The sequence below is a fragment of the Pseudomonas monteilii NBRC 103158 = DSM 14164 genome, assembly GCF_000730605.1.
Classification (GTDB): domain Bacteria; phylum Pseudomonadota; class Gammaproteobacteria; order Pseudomonadales; family Pseudomonadaceae; genus Aquipseudomonas; species Aquipseudomonas monteilii.
Map to the genome: position 1 here is coordinate 1 of NZ_BBIS01000051.1, position 13,398 is coordinate 13,398.

The following is a 13,398-nucleotide window of genomic DNA, read 5'->3' on the forward strand; positions in this document are numbered from 1 at the left end:
CCGGTAGCGGTGCGCGCGCCGCCACGTCGGCGGCCAGCAGTGCGAAGTCGGCGTTCCAGGCCGGTTCCGCCGCCGCTGGCGGCGGCGCAAAGGGCGCGATGGCGGGCCTAGGCAACGTCGCCAAGACCGGCGCGCAGTCCGCCGGACGCGCCGCAGCATCCCGTGCTTCCGCTGCCGGGCAGCGGATGGCCGCTCCGTTCCGTGCTGGCTGGAATGGCTCGACGGCCGACGCTGGCGCGTCAACCGGTCAAGCCTCCGCAGGAGAAGCCCCCGCAGGCGGCGCCGCTGCACAGAAGCCGGAACAACCCGCCTGGGCCAAGCGGCTGCATCGCCGCCAGCAACTCACCCACGCCGCGACCACCGCCGCGCACACGCTGCGCGGCGGCGACGGTGGCGGCTCGGGGCAAGGCCCGAGCCTGCGCGGCTCCGACGACTAAAGCGATTCACAAGGAGAACTGACCATGCGATTCAGAAAACCGCAGGTGCGCTATGCCGGCACGCCGCAGCCTGCCACGCCGTACCAAGCTGCCGGCCAGGTGTGGGACGACCGTATCGGCTCGCCGCGCGTGCAGGCGAAGAACTGGCGCCTGATGGCCTTCGGCTGCCTGACGCTCGCGCTGCTGATGGCCGGCGGCTTGGTGTGGCGCTCGGCGCAGTCCATCGTGACGCCCTACGTCGTGGAAGTGGACAACGCGGGCCAGGTACGCGCGGTCGGCGAAGCCGCCACGCCGTACCGGCCCAACGATGCGCAGACGGCGCATCACATCGCGCGTTTCGTGACGCTGGTGCGCTCGCTGTCCATCGACCCCATCGTCGTCCGCCAGAACTGGCTCGACGCCTACGACTACACGACCGACAAGGGCGCGGCCGTGCTCAACGACTACGCACGGGTCAACGACCCGTTCGCGCGCATCGGCAAGGAGTCGGTGACGGTGCAGATCACCAGCGTCGTGCGCGCCAGCGACACGTCTTTCAACGTGCGCTGGACGGAACGCCGATACGTCAACGGTGCCGCGGCGGGCTTGGAGCGGTGGACGGCCGTGGTGTCCATCGTGCTCCAGCCGCCACGCACCGAAGAACGCCTGCGCAAGAACCCCCTGGGCATCTACGTCAACGGCCTGTCGTGGAGCCGTGAACTGGATTCTTCCGAAGGAGCCAAGCCATGAATGATCTTTTCCGCAAATACGCGTTGCCGTTGATCCTGCTTTCCCTCGCGGGCTGCGCCACGCAGGGCAAACCGCCGCCGACCATCTCGCTCGATGAGCCAGTGCAGGCCCAGCCGCTGCCGGAGCCGCCCGCGCCGGTGGAAGTGGTCAAGGTGCCCGAGCCGCTGGCGCTGCCGGCGCAGTTGAAGCCATTGCCCGAGGCAGAGGACGCCAAGGCCGCGCCGGAACCGGCCGACGAGAAGGTGCGCGTCTCGCGGGCCAATACGGAGGCGCGCGTCGCGCCCACGCGCGAGGGCTACGTCAATGCGATTCAGGTCTGGCCCTTCACTGACGGTGCGCTGTATCAGGTCTATGCGGCCGTGGGCCGCGTGACCGTGATCGCGCTCCAGCCGGGCGAGGAACTGGTGACGGTGGCCGCCGGCGATACCGTGCGCTGGATCGTGGGTGATACGTCCAGCGGTAGCGGCGCCGACCTGCGCGTGAACGTGCTGGTCAAGCCAATCCGTTCGGCCCTAAAGACCAATCTCGTCATCACCACCAGCCGCAGGACGTACCTTCTGGAGCTGGCTTCTACGGAAAAGACGTGGATGGCGTCGGTGTCCTGGGAGTACCCGCGCGACCGGATGCTGGCTTTGCAGCGCCAAGCGCAGGCGGCCAGCGCCGCCGCGCCGGTGGACTCCGGCTTGTCGCTGGAAAACCTGCGCTTCCGCTACGCGGTCAGCGGTAGCAACCCGCCGTGGAAGCCGCTGCGCGCGTTCGACGACGGGCAGAAGGTCTATATCCAGTTCCCCGCCGGCATCGCGCAAGGCGAGCTGCCGCCGCTGTTCGTGATCGGGCCGGAAGGCGACGGGCAACTGGTCAACTATCGCTTCCGCTCGCCGTACTACATCGTGGATCGGCTGTTCGGCGCCGCCGAACTCCGCCTGGGCGGAGACAAGAGCGACGTGGTGCGAATTGAACGCACGGACGGCGTTGCGCGGAGGAACTGACCATGAGCCAGGACGACACCCCCGACCTCGCCACGCCGCAGGCGGGCAAGGTTGCGCCGGAGGCGGTGGCGCTGCGCGCCCAGCCACGCCCGGTCACGCGCCTGAATCGGCGCACGCTGGCCATCCTCGCCGGCGGCCTGTCGGTCGCCGTGCTTGGGGCCACCATCTGGTCGCTGCAACCGCAGCGGCGCGGAGCCAACGAGCAGACCGAGCTTTACAACGTCGATCGCGTCTCGAAGTCCGAAGGGCTGGATGCGCTGCCGACGGACTACTCGAAGCTGCCGCCAGCCTTGCCGCCCGATGTGCCCGAACTGGGGCCGCCGTTGCCCGGCGACCTTGGTCCGGCCATCGTCGCTTCGCAGCAGCCGGTGACGCCGGGCTATTCGCCGCCAGGCCATGATCCCGAAGATGCCTTGCGCAAGGAGGCGGACGCGGCGGCGGCCTCGTCGGTGTTCTTCCGCTCGGGCGGCCAGGGTCAGGGCCAGGCCGCCGCCACGGTCGCGCAAGCTGCGCCGGGTGCGCCTGGTGTTGCAAACACACTCGCGGCCTTCGATCCTCTCGCTGCCGGGCCTGCCTCGACAGCGGCCCAGCCCGCCGACCCGACCGCCGTGCAGAACCGGCAAGACCAGAAAGAGGCATTCCTGAAAGCCGGTTCTACGGAAACCCGCAATTCCGGCCATCTGGCGCTGCCCGCATCGCCCTATCAGGTGATGGCCGGAACGGTGATCGCGGGTGCGCTGGTGACGGGCATCCAGTCGGATTTGCCGGGCGACGTGATCGCCACGGTGACGGAGCCGGTCTATGACACGGCCACGGGCAAGTTTCTGCTGATCCCGCAGGGCTCGCGCATCCTTGGCAAATACAACAGCCAGGTCAGCTACGGACAAAGCCGCGTGCAGGTGGTGTGGAATCGCGTCATTCTGCCCGACACATCCTCGCTGACGCTGGACAACCTTGTCGGCACCGATCCGGCCGGCTACTCCGGCCTGGAAGACGACGTGGACTGGCATTGGAATCGCATCGTTGCCGGCGCGGTGCTGACGACGTTGCTGGGCGTAGGTGCCGAGCTGGCCGCGCCGGAGAACCGCCAGGATGGCAACCGCATCGTCATCGCCGGGCGCGATGGCGCACAGGACAGCATCAATCAGGTCGGCCAGGAAATCACCCGGCGCAACATGAATATCCAGCCGACGCTGACCGAGCGGCCGGGCCTGCCCGTGCGAATCATCGTCAACCGGGATCTGGTGCTGCGGCCGTACCAGCCGCTGTTCTTCAATCGGGGAGCTTCGCAATGAGCACGACCAAGAAGCTGCGGCTCGGGCCGCTGCCCAAGACCGAAAGCGTCAAACTGACCTTTGCCTGCCCAGCCAGCTTGAAAGCCGACCTCGACCGCTACGCCGCGCTGCACGCGCAGACCTACGGCGAGGCGGTTGATGCCATGACGCTGATCCCGCACATGCTGGAGGCGTTCATGGCGGGGGATCGGGGATTCAGGAAGGACACGGCGACCCGGAGCGCGCCATCGAAGCCGACATGATGGCGTCGCATACCAACGGCATCCATCGAACGCGCAGCCCCAGGCTGCGCGTTCTTCATTCTGGATGCCGCTATGTCTCTTGGGCTATGATGACGCGACAGGCCCGCCGTTCCTCGGCAATCCAGCACGACACAGTGCGATGCGGCTTTCTCCCCCGACGCTCTTATGTGGCTCCTAGCCGACGAAGCCGTGGTTCTGCAAAGCGGCCGCGAAAAGAGCTAACCTACTGTCCCATATATGGTTTCAAGCCTTACGTGCTTTGCACGCAAGACTTGACACCGGCACTTTTTTGTGCCTGGCTTCTGGGGCGCGAAGCGCCCCCAGCATCAACTCAATCGTTGAAGTCGCGCCAGCCGCCCATTTCTTTCCAGCGGTTGACGATGCCGCAGAACAGCTCTGCCGTCTTCTCGGTGTCGTATCGCGCCGAGTGCGCTTCACGCCCGTCGAAGTCGATGTCCGCACTTTGGCAGGCGCGCGCGAGCACGGTCTGGCCATACGCCAGGCCCGCCAAGGTGGCGGTGTCAAAGCTGGAGAACGGGTGGAACGGGTTGCGCTTCAGGTCGTTGCGCGCTACCGCTGCATTGAGGAAGCCCAGGTCGAAGCTGCTGTTATGGCCGACCAGGATCGCCCGCTTGCAGCCATTGGCCTTGAGCGCCTTGCGCACGCCACGGAAGATGTCGGTCAGCGCGCTTTCCTCGCTGACGGCCATGCGCAGCGGGTGGTCCAGCTTGATACCGGTGAACTCCAACGCCGCAGCTTCGATATTGGCACCCTCGAACGGCTCGACCCGGTGGAAGTAGGTGTGCTCGGGGAACAGGAAGCCTTTCTCGTCCATGCCGATGGTGACGGCGGCAATTTCCAGCAGGGCATCGGTGGCGCTGTTGAAACCACCGGTTTCCACATCCACCACGACCGGCAGGTAGCCACGGAAGCGCTCGGCCATCGGGTGGCGAGAGCCGCTGCTGCCCTGGGAGTCGAGGTCGTCTTCGTAGAGGTCTTCGCTCACGCGTTGTCCTCCAGCAGGCGCCAGCGCAGTTTTTCGCCAGCGCGCAGCGGGATTACCGTCTGCTCGCCAAACGGCAGGCTGTCCGGGGCGGTCCACTCTTCGCGGACCAGGGTGATGGTGTCGGTGTTTGCCGGCAGGCCATAGAAAGCCGGGCCGTGCAGGCTGGCAAAGCCTTCAAGCTTGTCCAGTGCGTTACGTTGTTCGAACGCTTCGGCGTACATCTCGATGGCCGCATAGGCAGTGTAGCAACCGGCGCAACCGCAGGCGGCTTCCTTGGCGTGACGGGCGTGAGGTGCCGAATCTGTGCCAAGGAAGAACTTCGGGTTGCCGCTGGTGGCCGCATCCAGCAGCGCCACCTGGTGGGTGTTGCGCTTGAGAATCGGCAGGCAGTAGAAGTGCGGGCGAATGCCGCCAACCAACATGTGGTTGCGGTTGTACAGCAGGTGCTGAGCGGTGATGGTCGCGCCAACGTTGGCCGGGGCCTCGGTGACGAACTGCGCGGCATCGCCGGTGGTGATGTGTTCGAACACCACTTTCAACGTAGGGAAGCGCTCGACCAGACGGCGCATGTGCTCGTCGATGAAGCGCTTCTCGCGGTCGAACACATCGATTTCGCTACGGGTCACTTCGCCATGCACCAGCAGGGGCATGCCAACTTCCGCCAGTGCTTCGATGGCCGGGAAGATGTTGTCGATGCTGGTCACGCCCGAGTCGGAGTTGGTGGTGGCGCCGGCCGGGTACAGTTTGGCGGCGTACACGATGCCGCTGGCCTTGGCCGCGCGGACGTCCTCGGGGCTGGTACGGTCGGTGAGGTACAGCACCATCAGCGGCTCGAAGCGGCTACCGGCCGGGCGCGCGGCAAGGATGCGCTCACGGTAGGCGCCAGCCTCGGCGGCATTGCGCACCGGAGGAACCAGGTTTGGCATGATGATGGCACGGGCGAAAGTACGCGCCACGTCGCCAACGGTGTGGGGCAGGACGGCACCATCGCGCAGATGGATGTGCCAGTCGTCGGGGCGCAGGAGGGTCAGGCGATCGGACATTGGGGATTCCAGGCGGGTCGAACTCAAGCCCTAATGCTACCGGAAAACCCTGGGTCGAGCACGGCTATCAAGTTTTCCGGCCAGCGTCCGATAGCCTGCAGGTAAGCCGTCAGAATTTGTGGAGCCGCCCGTGCGCCAGCGTTACCTAGCCCTGTTGACCCTGTTCGCCAGCCTGCCGGCCGGTGCACTGACTTTCCAGACGCGCATGGAGAACATTGCCTGGAAGGTCGAGGGTGACCAGTTCGAGTGCCGTCTGATCCAGCCGATCGAAGGTTTCGGCAGCGGGGAGTTCGTCCGCCGGGCGGGTGAGCAGCCGGTGTTCCAGTTGCGCTCGGACAGCAACCTACTGGGTGCAGGCACCGCCAGCCTGCTGGCGGCGGCGGCCCCATGGCAACCCGGGCGCGGCGACATCAACCTGGGCAGTGTGCGCATGGCCCGTACCGGAGTGTTGTTCAACTCGTCCCAAGGCCAGGCCAGCCGCCTGATCAATGGCCTGCTCGACGGGCGCAGCACGGTGGTGCGCAACTATGCCGGTGAGGCGGGCAGGCCGATGGAGGTGCGGGTGTTGCCGGTCAGCTTTGCCAAGGCTTACAGCGACTATCAGGCCTGCGCGGGCAAGCTGCTTGCGATGAACTACGACCAGGTGCGTCAGACCCAGGTGGGCTTCCCGGGGGGCGGCATTGAACTGGATGAAGCCGCCAAGGCGCGTCTGGACCTGATCCTTGACTACATGAAAGCCGACCCGACGGTTAACCAGATCGAGCTCGACGGCCATTCGGACAATAGCGGCAACCGCTTGACCAACCGCGACCTGTCGCGCCGTCGGGCATTGTCGGTGGCTGATTACTTCAAGGCCCATGGCTTGAAGGAAGAGCAGATCATCCTGCGTTTCCATGGTGAGCAGTACCCGGTGGCGAAAAACAACAGCCCTGCCAACCGGGCGCGCAACCGGCGAGTGAATATCGAACTGGATCGGGTTGCGGTGGTTGAGAAGCCAGTGGAGAAACCGGTTGAGCCAGCGGCGTCTGTTACCCCAGCTCCAGCTCCAGCCAGCCCGGCTGCTGCCGCGCCGGGGGCGAAGGCGCCCTGAGACCGTATTGGCCATGGGTGCTCACCACAGGCGCTGAATATACCAAGGCGTAAGCCTCGTCGCGCCATCGAAAGTTCCTGTCGCTTTGTCGTCAGAAGCTGTCGCCCCACTGTAATTTTATCTGCAAGGCCGTTAGAATCGATCCCTTTCCGTACAACCCCGTGGAGTGATGGCATGGCGGACGTAAAAAAGGTCGTACTGGCGTATTCCGGCGGCCTTGATACTTCGGTGATTCTCAAGTGGCTGCAGGATACCTACAACTGCGAAGTGGTGACCTTCACCGCTGACCTGGGTCAGGGCGAAGAGGTCGAGCCGGCCCGTGCCAAGGCTCAGGCAATGGGCGTTAAAGAGATCTACATCGACGACCTGCGCGAAGAGTTCGTGCGTGATTTCGTGTTCCCGATGTTCCGCGCCAACACCGTCTACGAAGGCGAGTACCTGCTGGGTACTTCCATCGCCCGTCCGCTGATCGCCAAGCGCCTGATCGAAATCGCCAACGAAACCGGTGCTGACGCCATTTCCCACGGCGCCACCGGCAAAGGTAACGACCAGGTTCGTTTCGAGCTGGGGGCCTATGCCCTCAAGCCTGGCGTAAAGGTCATCGCCCCGTGGCGTGAGTGGGACTTGCTGTCCCGCGAGAAGCTGATGGACTACGCCGAAAAGCACGGCATCCCGATCGAGCGCCACGGCAAGAAGAAGTCGCCGTACTCGATGGACGCCAACCTGCTGCACATCTCCTACGAAGGCGGTGTCCTGGAAGATACCTGGACCGAGCACGAAGAAGACATGTGGCGCTGGAGCGTCTCGCCTGAGAACGCCCCGGACCAGGCGACCTACATCGAGCTGACCTACCGCAACGGCGACATCGTTGCCATTGATGGCGTCGAGAAAACCCCGGCCACCGTCCTGGCCGACCTGAACCGTATCGGTGGTGCCAACGGCATCGGCCGCCTCGACATCGTGGAAAACCGTTACGTCGGCATGAAGTCGCGTGGCTGCTACGAGACCCCTGGCGGCACCATCATGCTCAAGGCGCACCGTGCCATCGAGTCGATCACCCTGGACCGCGAAGTCGCTCACCTGAAAGATGAGCTGATGCCGAAGTACGCCAGCCTGATCTACACCGGCTACTGGTGGAGCCCGGAGCGTCTGATGCTGCAGCAGATGATCGACGCTTCCCAGGTCAACGTGAACGGTGTCGTGCGCCTGAAGCTGTACAAGGGCAACGTTACCGTGGTTGGCCGCAAGTCGGACGATTCGCTGTTCGATGCCAACATCGCGACCTTCGAGGAAGATGGCGGCGCCTACAACCAGGCCGATGCTGCAGGCTTCATCAAGTTGAACGCACTGCGCATGCGCATTGCCGCCAACAAGGGCCGTTCGATGCTCTGATTGCGCGCTTGTGCAATGAAAACCCCGGCTTAAGCCGGGGTTTTTTTTGCGTGTAGAAAAGTCAGGGCATTCAACTGTGTTGGCTCACAAAATCACCCTCGAGTGCACTGATCGACAGCTGCGCACATTGACGTTTGTCCAGGTTGCAAAAGCGCCATATTCGGGGCGGTACGGGCGGTTGGGCAAGTGCATGCAAGAGTTGTTGTTCCATCATGCGATAAGCGTCGGGGCCGGAAAACATGAACGTGACAGGCTCGCCTTGCGCCGCCTCAGGGGCATCACTGATGACACTGTTCACAGTTGGCGTTTTGTCGTGTGCCATCTTGTTTGGTGGCGGGCTGTAGAACGACTTGTAATTGAAGTTGAGCGTGAGAAAAAACAGTGCCGTCAGAAAGAACGGAAAGCCTACCAGGAACCAAGTGTAGAGCTTTTGGCTGGACTCGCTGAGAAAGGGCAGTGTGGCAAGGGCGGAGGCTTCGATAATCCCCGCGAAGATGGCAATGATCGTCAGCGGGGCAACAGGTTGTGCTTGGGTCATATGGGCCATCTCCAGCGGTTTTGCCCATCATTACCTTACTGCGGTACTCAACTAAAGACTGGATTGTTTTCCAGGTGAGGAATAATCGACATAAAGCCACTCGGCTTTGTTTTTTCAGCGTGTTTGAGTTGGACGTTTCGCCAGCAGATGTTCAGTTTTCAACTGGTGCGTTTTTGCAGGCGGGTGATACCGTTGTTTGGGTGCTAAGGAACGCGTTTGTTACAACCTTGGTCGTGAAGTGTAGGAAATTTCTGTAAGTGTTGTAAGTTTTGTCTGTCCATGAGTTTCGTCAGTAAATCGCCGCGCCATCAAGCGTCCTGTCGGTTATCGTGGCGTGCCAAAGCAAAACAATGAATGAATGGATATCGCATGAATAAAGTGCTTATCGTGGATGATCATCCGGTCATACGCCTGGCCGTACGCATGCTGATGGAGCGGCATGGGTATGACGTCGTGGCGGAGACCGATAATGGAGTGGCTGCGCTGCAGCTTACTCGGCAACACCTGCCGGATATCGTGGTGCTGGATATCGGGATCCCGAAACTGGATGGCCTGGAGGTGATCGCCCGCATGACGACGTTCAGCCCGGCTAGCAAGGTACTGGTGCTGACATCGCAGGCCCCTGGCAACTTCTCGATGCGTTGCATGCAGGCGGGCGCTGCGGGTTACGTGTGCAAGCAGCAGGAACTTACCGAGTTGTTAAGCGCCATCAAGGCGGTGTTGTCGGGTTACAGCTACTTCCCTAACCAGGCCTTGCACGCGTCACGTGGCAGGGGGGCGGGAACCGAGGTGGACATGGTCAACCGCCTCTCCGCGCGTGAAATGACGGTGCTGCAACAACTGGCGCGAGGGCGTTCGAACAAGGAGATTGCCGACAGCATGTACCTCAGCAACAAGACGGTCAGTACCTACAAGTCGCGGCTGCTGCTCAAGCTCAATGCACGGTCGCTGGTTGACCTGATCGAGTTGGCGCAGCGGCAAGGACTGAACTGACCGCCAAGCCTTGAAGCCTCCAGTCTGGAGGCTTCGCTAAGGCTACAGGTCCGGCTTTACAGGTCGTAGTCGAAATCGGCCAACTGCTTTTGCAGGCGCCGTTCTTCCAGCATGTTATCGATGGTGCGGCGTTTGCTCAGGTTGGTCTTTGCGGGTTCCACCTGGGGCTCCGCGTCATCGTCTGCGGCAACAAAATCATCTTCGATCGACAGGTCGTCTTTATCGGTACTCATGAGTCGCTCCAAGCCAAGGTGCCATTGGCCGTCCTTATAACCAGAAAGCAGGCGCCGGTAAAAAAGATTTTTTCAATCGTGGTGAGGGGTTTCCAGCTATCGCCTCAATCGTCGGAGGTTTTGTGCTTGTACTCGCACAAATCTTCGATCCTGCAACTGCCGCACCTTGGCTTGCGCGCCTGGCACACGTAGCGCCCGTGCAGGATCAGCCAGTGGTGGGCATCGAGCAGGTAATCTTTTGGCACGAACTTGACCAGTTTCTTTTCCACTTCCAGCACCGTTTTGCCAGGCGCAATACCCGTGCGGTTGCTCACCCGGAAAATGTGGGTGTCCACCGCCATGGTCGGCTGGCGGAACGCTGTGTTGAGCACCACGTTGGCGGTCTTGCGGCCCACGCCGGGCAGCGCCTCCAAGGCTTCGCGGGTTTGTGGCACTTGGCTGCCGTGACGTTCGATCAGCAGCCGGCAGGCCTCTATGACATTCTTGGCCTTGCTGTTGTATAGCCCGATGGTCTTGATGTACTCGCTAAGGCCTTCAACGCCCAAGGCATAGATGGCCTCGGGCGTATTGGCGACGGGGAACAGGCGGGCAGTGGCCTTGTTGACGCCGACGTCGGTGGATTGCGCGGACAGTGTCACGGCGACCAGCAGCTCGAACGGGGTGGTGTAGGCCAGTTCTGTCTTCGGGTCTGGATTGTCTTCGTGCAGCCTGCGAAAAATCTCCAGGCGTTTGGCGGCATTCATGAATTCAGAGCTTTCCTTGACGACGTGGGTGGGCAGGGCCCGGACGCAAGCGATTGTACAAGGCCAGCAGCAGTCCGAGCAGTAGCAGGGCGCCCGGGGCCAGGCTGGCCACGTGCAGTTCGGCAACGTTGGCCAGCCATTGGCGGCTGGCGCCGAGCACCAGGCAGAGGGCAAATACCGCACTGAAATACCTGGCGAGCATGCGCCAGCGGCCTTGTTCGGGCAGCAGGTGATCGCTGACCAGGCACTGCAGGCAAAGCAGGGCGGGATAATGGCCCAGGGCAAGTGCCAAAGGCAGCGACCCTGCGCGCAGGGCCATTTGCAGGCAACTGGCCAAGGCTGCCAGCATCAGCAAGCTGGCTAGCACATAGGCCCAGCTGGCCAGGCGCTGGCGCAGCGGCGTCAGCAAAAGCTGATGCAGGCTGCCCATCACTACTGCGCACAGGCCAATGGCGATGCCCTCATGCAGTGTTCGGGTAGCGCCCAGCAGGGGTGTCAGGCTTACGGCCAGTAGGCAGAACCTATTCATGTGCTGCACCCTCCAGCAGTACGCTGCGCTGCTCATCGAAATAGCTCAGCGCCTCTTGCAGCGCGGTGATCACCGCCCGTGAGGTCACGGTCGCGCCGGCCAGTTGGTCAAAGTCACCCTGGTCTCGCTTCAGCGCCCAATGGTCGCCCTGATGGCGGTTGTCGAATTGCCCCAGCCAGTGCAACTGCGGGTCGCCCAGGCGTGCGCCCAGACCGGGGCTTTCCTGTTGCTCCATGACCTGGCTGCCGATCAGGCGGCCGTCCGTGGCGATGGCCACGCTCAGTACGATTGGCCCGGCATAACCTTGAGTTTGAGTGACCAGGACGATCGCGCTTGGTTTGCCCGCCATCGTGGCACGGTAAGCCGCGAGGATGCGGCTGTTGGGCCGCTGCGCCTCGGGCTTCGCGAGCGGGCTGTCCAACGGTTGGTTGTCATAACTTCCCTCGGGCAGCACGGCCAGCCGTTGACGGCTTTGCAGTTGCTTCTCGGCACCGGTGATGGCTGGGCCGGTCAAGTGCCGCCATGCCAGCGTGGCAGACACTGCCAATACCCCAATCAGCACCAGCAAGCTCACATCATGCGTCAGGCGTTTCATCGGGCGGCCTGTTGGGGCTGTGCCGTAAGGCGTTCAAGCGTGGGTACCATGAGGTTCATCAGCAGGACGGCGAACGCGGTGCCATCCGGGTAGCTGCCCCAGGTGCGAATCAGGTAGATGAGTAGGCCGGCACCCAGGCCGAAGTACAGCCTGGCCCGTTCGTTCCTGGGCCCCGACACCGGCTCGGTGGCGATGAAAAAGGCTGCCAGCATGGTCGAGCCGGAGAACAGGTGCAGCAAGGGCGAGCCGTTGGAGTCCGACCCAGAGCCGTTCCAGCTCAGCAGGCTGAAAACGAACAGCCCTGTCAGCAGGCCCAGTGGTGCATGCCAGCTGATCACGTTGCGCTGCAATAGGAACAGGCCGCCGAGCAGGAATGCCAGGTTGACCCATTCGCTGCCGCGCCCGCCGATGTTACCGAAGCCTGGATGGCTGGCAAACAGCTCCTCGATGGTCAGGCTGCGGTTGTGGCGCAGGCCGTCGAGCAACGTCGGCCGGGCCCAGGCGTCGATCTGTTCGCCTCCGGTGAATACCTGCTGCAAACTCTCGAGCAGGCCTGGGGGTTGCCCCGGCCAATGGTTCATCTGCAACGGGAAGCTCAGCAGCACGAAGGCATAACCGACCATGGCCGGGTTGAACGGGTTGCGTCCGACGCCGCCAAAAGCCTGTTTACCGAAACCGATGGCAACGCTTGCCGCGACCACCGGCAACCACCACGGGGCCAGGGTGGGCAGGGCGGCCGCCAGCAGCACGGCGGTTACCAGTGCGCTGCCGTCGCCTAGCGCTGTGCTCAGCGTTTGGCCGCGCAACGCCAGCAGCACAGCTTCGCACAGCAATGCGGCGGTGGCACTTAGCAACAGGTTCAGCAGCATGCCCCAGCCATGCAACCACAACAACGCCAGCAGTCCGGGCAAACAGGCCAGCAGGACCAGGCCCATACTGGTGCGCAGTCGCGGATCGGGCTGGCTGATCATTGTCCGAACATGCCGTTAAAGCCGGAAAATGCCATGGCCATCACCCCGGCGCCGATCAACTCGAGTGGCAGGCCGCGCAGTGCGCCGGAGATATCGGCATGGGCACTGCGCGGGCGCAAATCGGCGAACAACACCAGTGCCAGCCAGAAGCCGCCGCCCGCCAGTAAACCTTGCAGCAGCGTCGAGGGCCAGGTGCTGTCATCGCCTGCCTGCTGCAGGGCGAGCCCCAGCACTGTGGCATTGCTCGACAGCAGCGCTGGCAACCCGACTACGGGCCAGCCCGGGCGCCACTTGGCCAGCAGCCAAGGCAAGCCCCAGGCGAGCAGTGCCAGCCAGGGCAATAACAGGAACAGGGCAAGGTCGGGGATGTGCAGCGGGGCAAGTACCCCCCGCATCAGCAATTGTGCGCCGATCGTGCCCAAGGCAATGCACACAGCGCAGGTCAGGCCATGCACATGCAGGTTCAGCCGGGGGATTGGCTGCTGCAACAGGCACAGGTGATTGACCAGCGCGGCGCCGATCAGGACCAGAAGGTAATCGCTCATGAGATGACGATAGCCGGGAATGCGGGTG

At 63.2% G+C, this 13,398-nt stretch carries 16 protein-coding genes and 1 pseudogene; 8 read left to right on the top strand and 9 right to left on the bottom strand.

Translation table 11 applies throughout. From position 1 onward, the window contains the following. The 5 genes and pseudogenes from PM2_RS23850 to PM2_RS23870 all read left to right on the top strand — a co-directional run. Window positions 1-437: pseudogene (locus tag PM2_RS23850) on the top strand (P-type conjugative transfer protein TrbL); the annotation flags it as partial. A 24-nt stretch (window positions 438-461) separates the two neighbouring features. Then, window positions 462-1,166: a conjugal transfer protein TrbF gene (trbF, locus tag PM2_RS23855; RefSeq protein ID WP_003097768.1), complete on the top strand. Its 705-nt coding sequence runs from the start codon at window positions 462-464 to the stop codon at window positions 1,164-1,166. Then, complete coding sequence (gene trbG, locus PM2_RS23860; protein ID WP_010791833.1) at window positions 1,163-2,155, top strand: P-type conjugative transfer protein TrbG; 993 nt, start codon at window positions 1,163-1,165, stop codon at window positions 2,153-2,155. The genes trbF and trbG overlap by 4 nt, the downstream gene beginning before the upstream one ends. Before the next feature lie 2 nt (window positions 2,156-2,157). Further along, window positions 2,158-3,450, top strand: a complete 1,293-nt coding sequence (locus PM2_RS23865) for a TraB/TrbI/VirB10 family type IV secretion system protein (RefSeq protein ID WP_003097773.1) — start codon at window positions 2,158-2,160, stop codon at window positions 3,448-3,450. Then, a complete protein-coding gene (locus tag PM2_RS23870; protein ID WP_003097776.1) occupies window positions 3,447-3,692 on the top strand; it encodes a DUF2274 domain-containing protein in 246 nt (81 codons plus the stop codon). The genes PM2_RS23865 and PM2_RS23870 overlap by 4 nt, the downstream gene beginning before the upstream one ends. Before the next feature lie 331 nt (window positions 3,693-4,023). On the opposite strand, the gene rnt is transcribed toward PM2_RS23870, so the two are convergent. Both rnt and pyrC read right to left on the bottom strand, forming a co-directional pair. Then, window positions 4,024-4,635, bottom strand: coding sequence for a ribonuclease T (rnt, locus tag PM2_RS23875; RefSeq protein WP_225917480.1), 612 nt, complete (start codon window positions 4,633-4,635; stop codon window positions 4,024-4,026). A 59-nt stretch (window positions 4,636-4,694) separates the two neighbouring features. Further along, a complete protein-coding gene (gene pyrC, locus PM2_RS23880; protein ID WP_016713746.1) occupies window positions 4,695-5,741 on the bottom strand; it encodes a dihydroorotase in 1,047 nt (348 codons plus the stop codon). Between the two features lie 130 nt (window positions 5,742-5,871). Between pyrC and PM2_RS23885 the strand changes: the two genes are divergently transcribed. Together PM2_RS23885 and PM2_RS23890 are read left to right on the top strand one after the other, a co-directional pair. Then, entirely contained in the window at window positions 5,872-6,831 is a 960-nt protein-coding gene (locus PM2_RS23885) for a flagellar protein MotY (RefSeq protein WP_016713747.1), read from the top strand. A gap of 174 nt (window positions 6,832-7,005) precedes the next feature. Continuing rightward, the gene (locus PM2_RS23890) at window positions 7,006-8,223 is read left to right on the top strand and encodes an argininosuccinate synthase (RefSeq protein WP_016713748.1); all 1,218 of its coding nucleotides are present in this window, start codon (window positions 7,006-7,008) and stop codon (window positions 8,221-8,223) included. 70 nt (window positions 8,224-8,293) lie between these two features. Here PM2_RS23890 and PM2_RS23895 read toward each other — a convergent pair whose 3' ends face one another. Beyond that, window positions 8,294-8,761: a hypothetical protein gene (locus PM2_RS23895; RefSeq protein ID WP_028698550.1), complete on the bottom strand. Its 468-nt coding sequence runs from the start codon at window positions 8,759-8,761 to the stop codon at window positions 8,294-8,296. A 369-nt stretch (window positions 8,762-9,130) separates the two neighbouring features. Here PM2_RS23895 and PM2_RS23900 point away from each other — a divergent pair, with 369 nt between their 5' ends. Beyond that, entirely contained in the window at window positions 9,131-9,754 is a 624-nt protein-coding gene (locus PM2_RS23900; protein WP_016713750.1) for a response regulator transcription factor, read from the top strand. 56 nt (window positions 9,755-9,810) lie between these two features. Here the strand turns inward: PM2_RS23900 and PM2_RS31240 are convergent, their stop codons facing one another. The 6 genes from PM2_RS31240 to PM2_RS23930 form a co-directional block, all read right to left on the bottom strand. Beyond that, window positions 9,811-9,987: a PA3496 family putative envelope integrity protein gene (locus tag PM2_RS31240; protein WP_016713751.1), complete on the bottom strand. Its 177-nt coding sequence runs from the start codon at window positions 9,985-9,987 to the stop codon at window positions 9,811-9,813. A gap of 104 nt (window positions 9,988-10,091) precedes the next feature. Beyond that, the gene (gene nth, locus PM2_RS23910; protein WP_009684568.1) at window positions 10,092-10,730 is read right to left on the bottom strand and encodes an endonuclease III; all 639 of its coding nucleotides are present in this window, start codon (window positions 10,728-10,730) and stop codon (window positions 10,092-10,094) included. A gap of 4 nt (window positions 10,731-10,734) precedes the next feature. Beyond that, the gene (locus PM2_RS23915) at window positions 10,735-11,259 is read right to left on the bottom strand and encodes an Rnf-Nqr domain containing protein (RefSeq protein WP_028698549.1); all 525 of its coding nucleotides are present in this window, start codon (window positions 11,257-11,259) and stop codon (window positions 10,735-10,737) included. Next, window positions 11,252-11,854 (bottom strand): RnfABCDGE type electron transport complex subunit G, encoded by a 603-nt coding sequence (locus PM2_RS23920; protein WP_016713753.1) that lies wholly within the window; start codon window positions 11,852-11,854, stop codon window positions 11,252-11,254. The genes PM2_RS23915 and PM2_RS23920 overlap by 8 nt, the downstream gene beginning before the upstream one ends. Further along, window positions 11,851-12,825: an RnfABCDGE type electron transport complex subunit D gene (locus PM2_RS23925; RefSeq protein ID WP_033739854.1), complete on the bottom strand. Its 975-nt coding sequence runs from the start codon at window positions 12,823-12,825 to the stop codon at window positions 11,851-11,853. Before PM2_RS23925 ends, PM2_RS23920 begins: the two co-directional genes overlap by 4 nt. After that, window positions 12,822-13,370, bottom strand: coding sequence for an Rnf-Nqr domain containing protein (locus PM2_RS23930; RefSeq protein ID WP_028698547.1), 549 nt, complete (start codon window positions 13,368-13,370; stop codon window positions 12,822-12,824). Before PM2_RS23930 ends, PM2_RS23925 begins: the two co-directional genes overlap by 4 nt. Window positions 13,371-13,398: the final 28 nt, after the last annotated feature.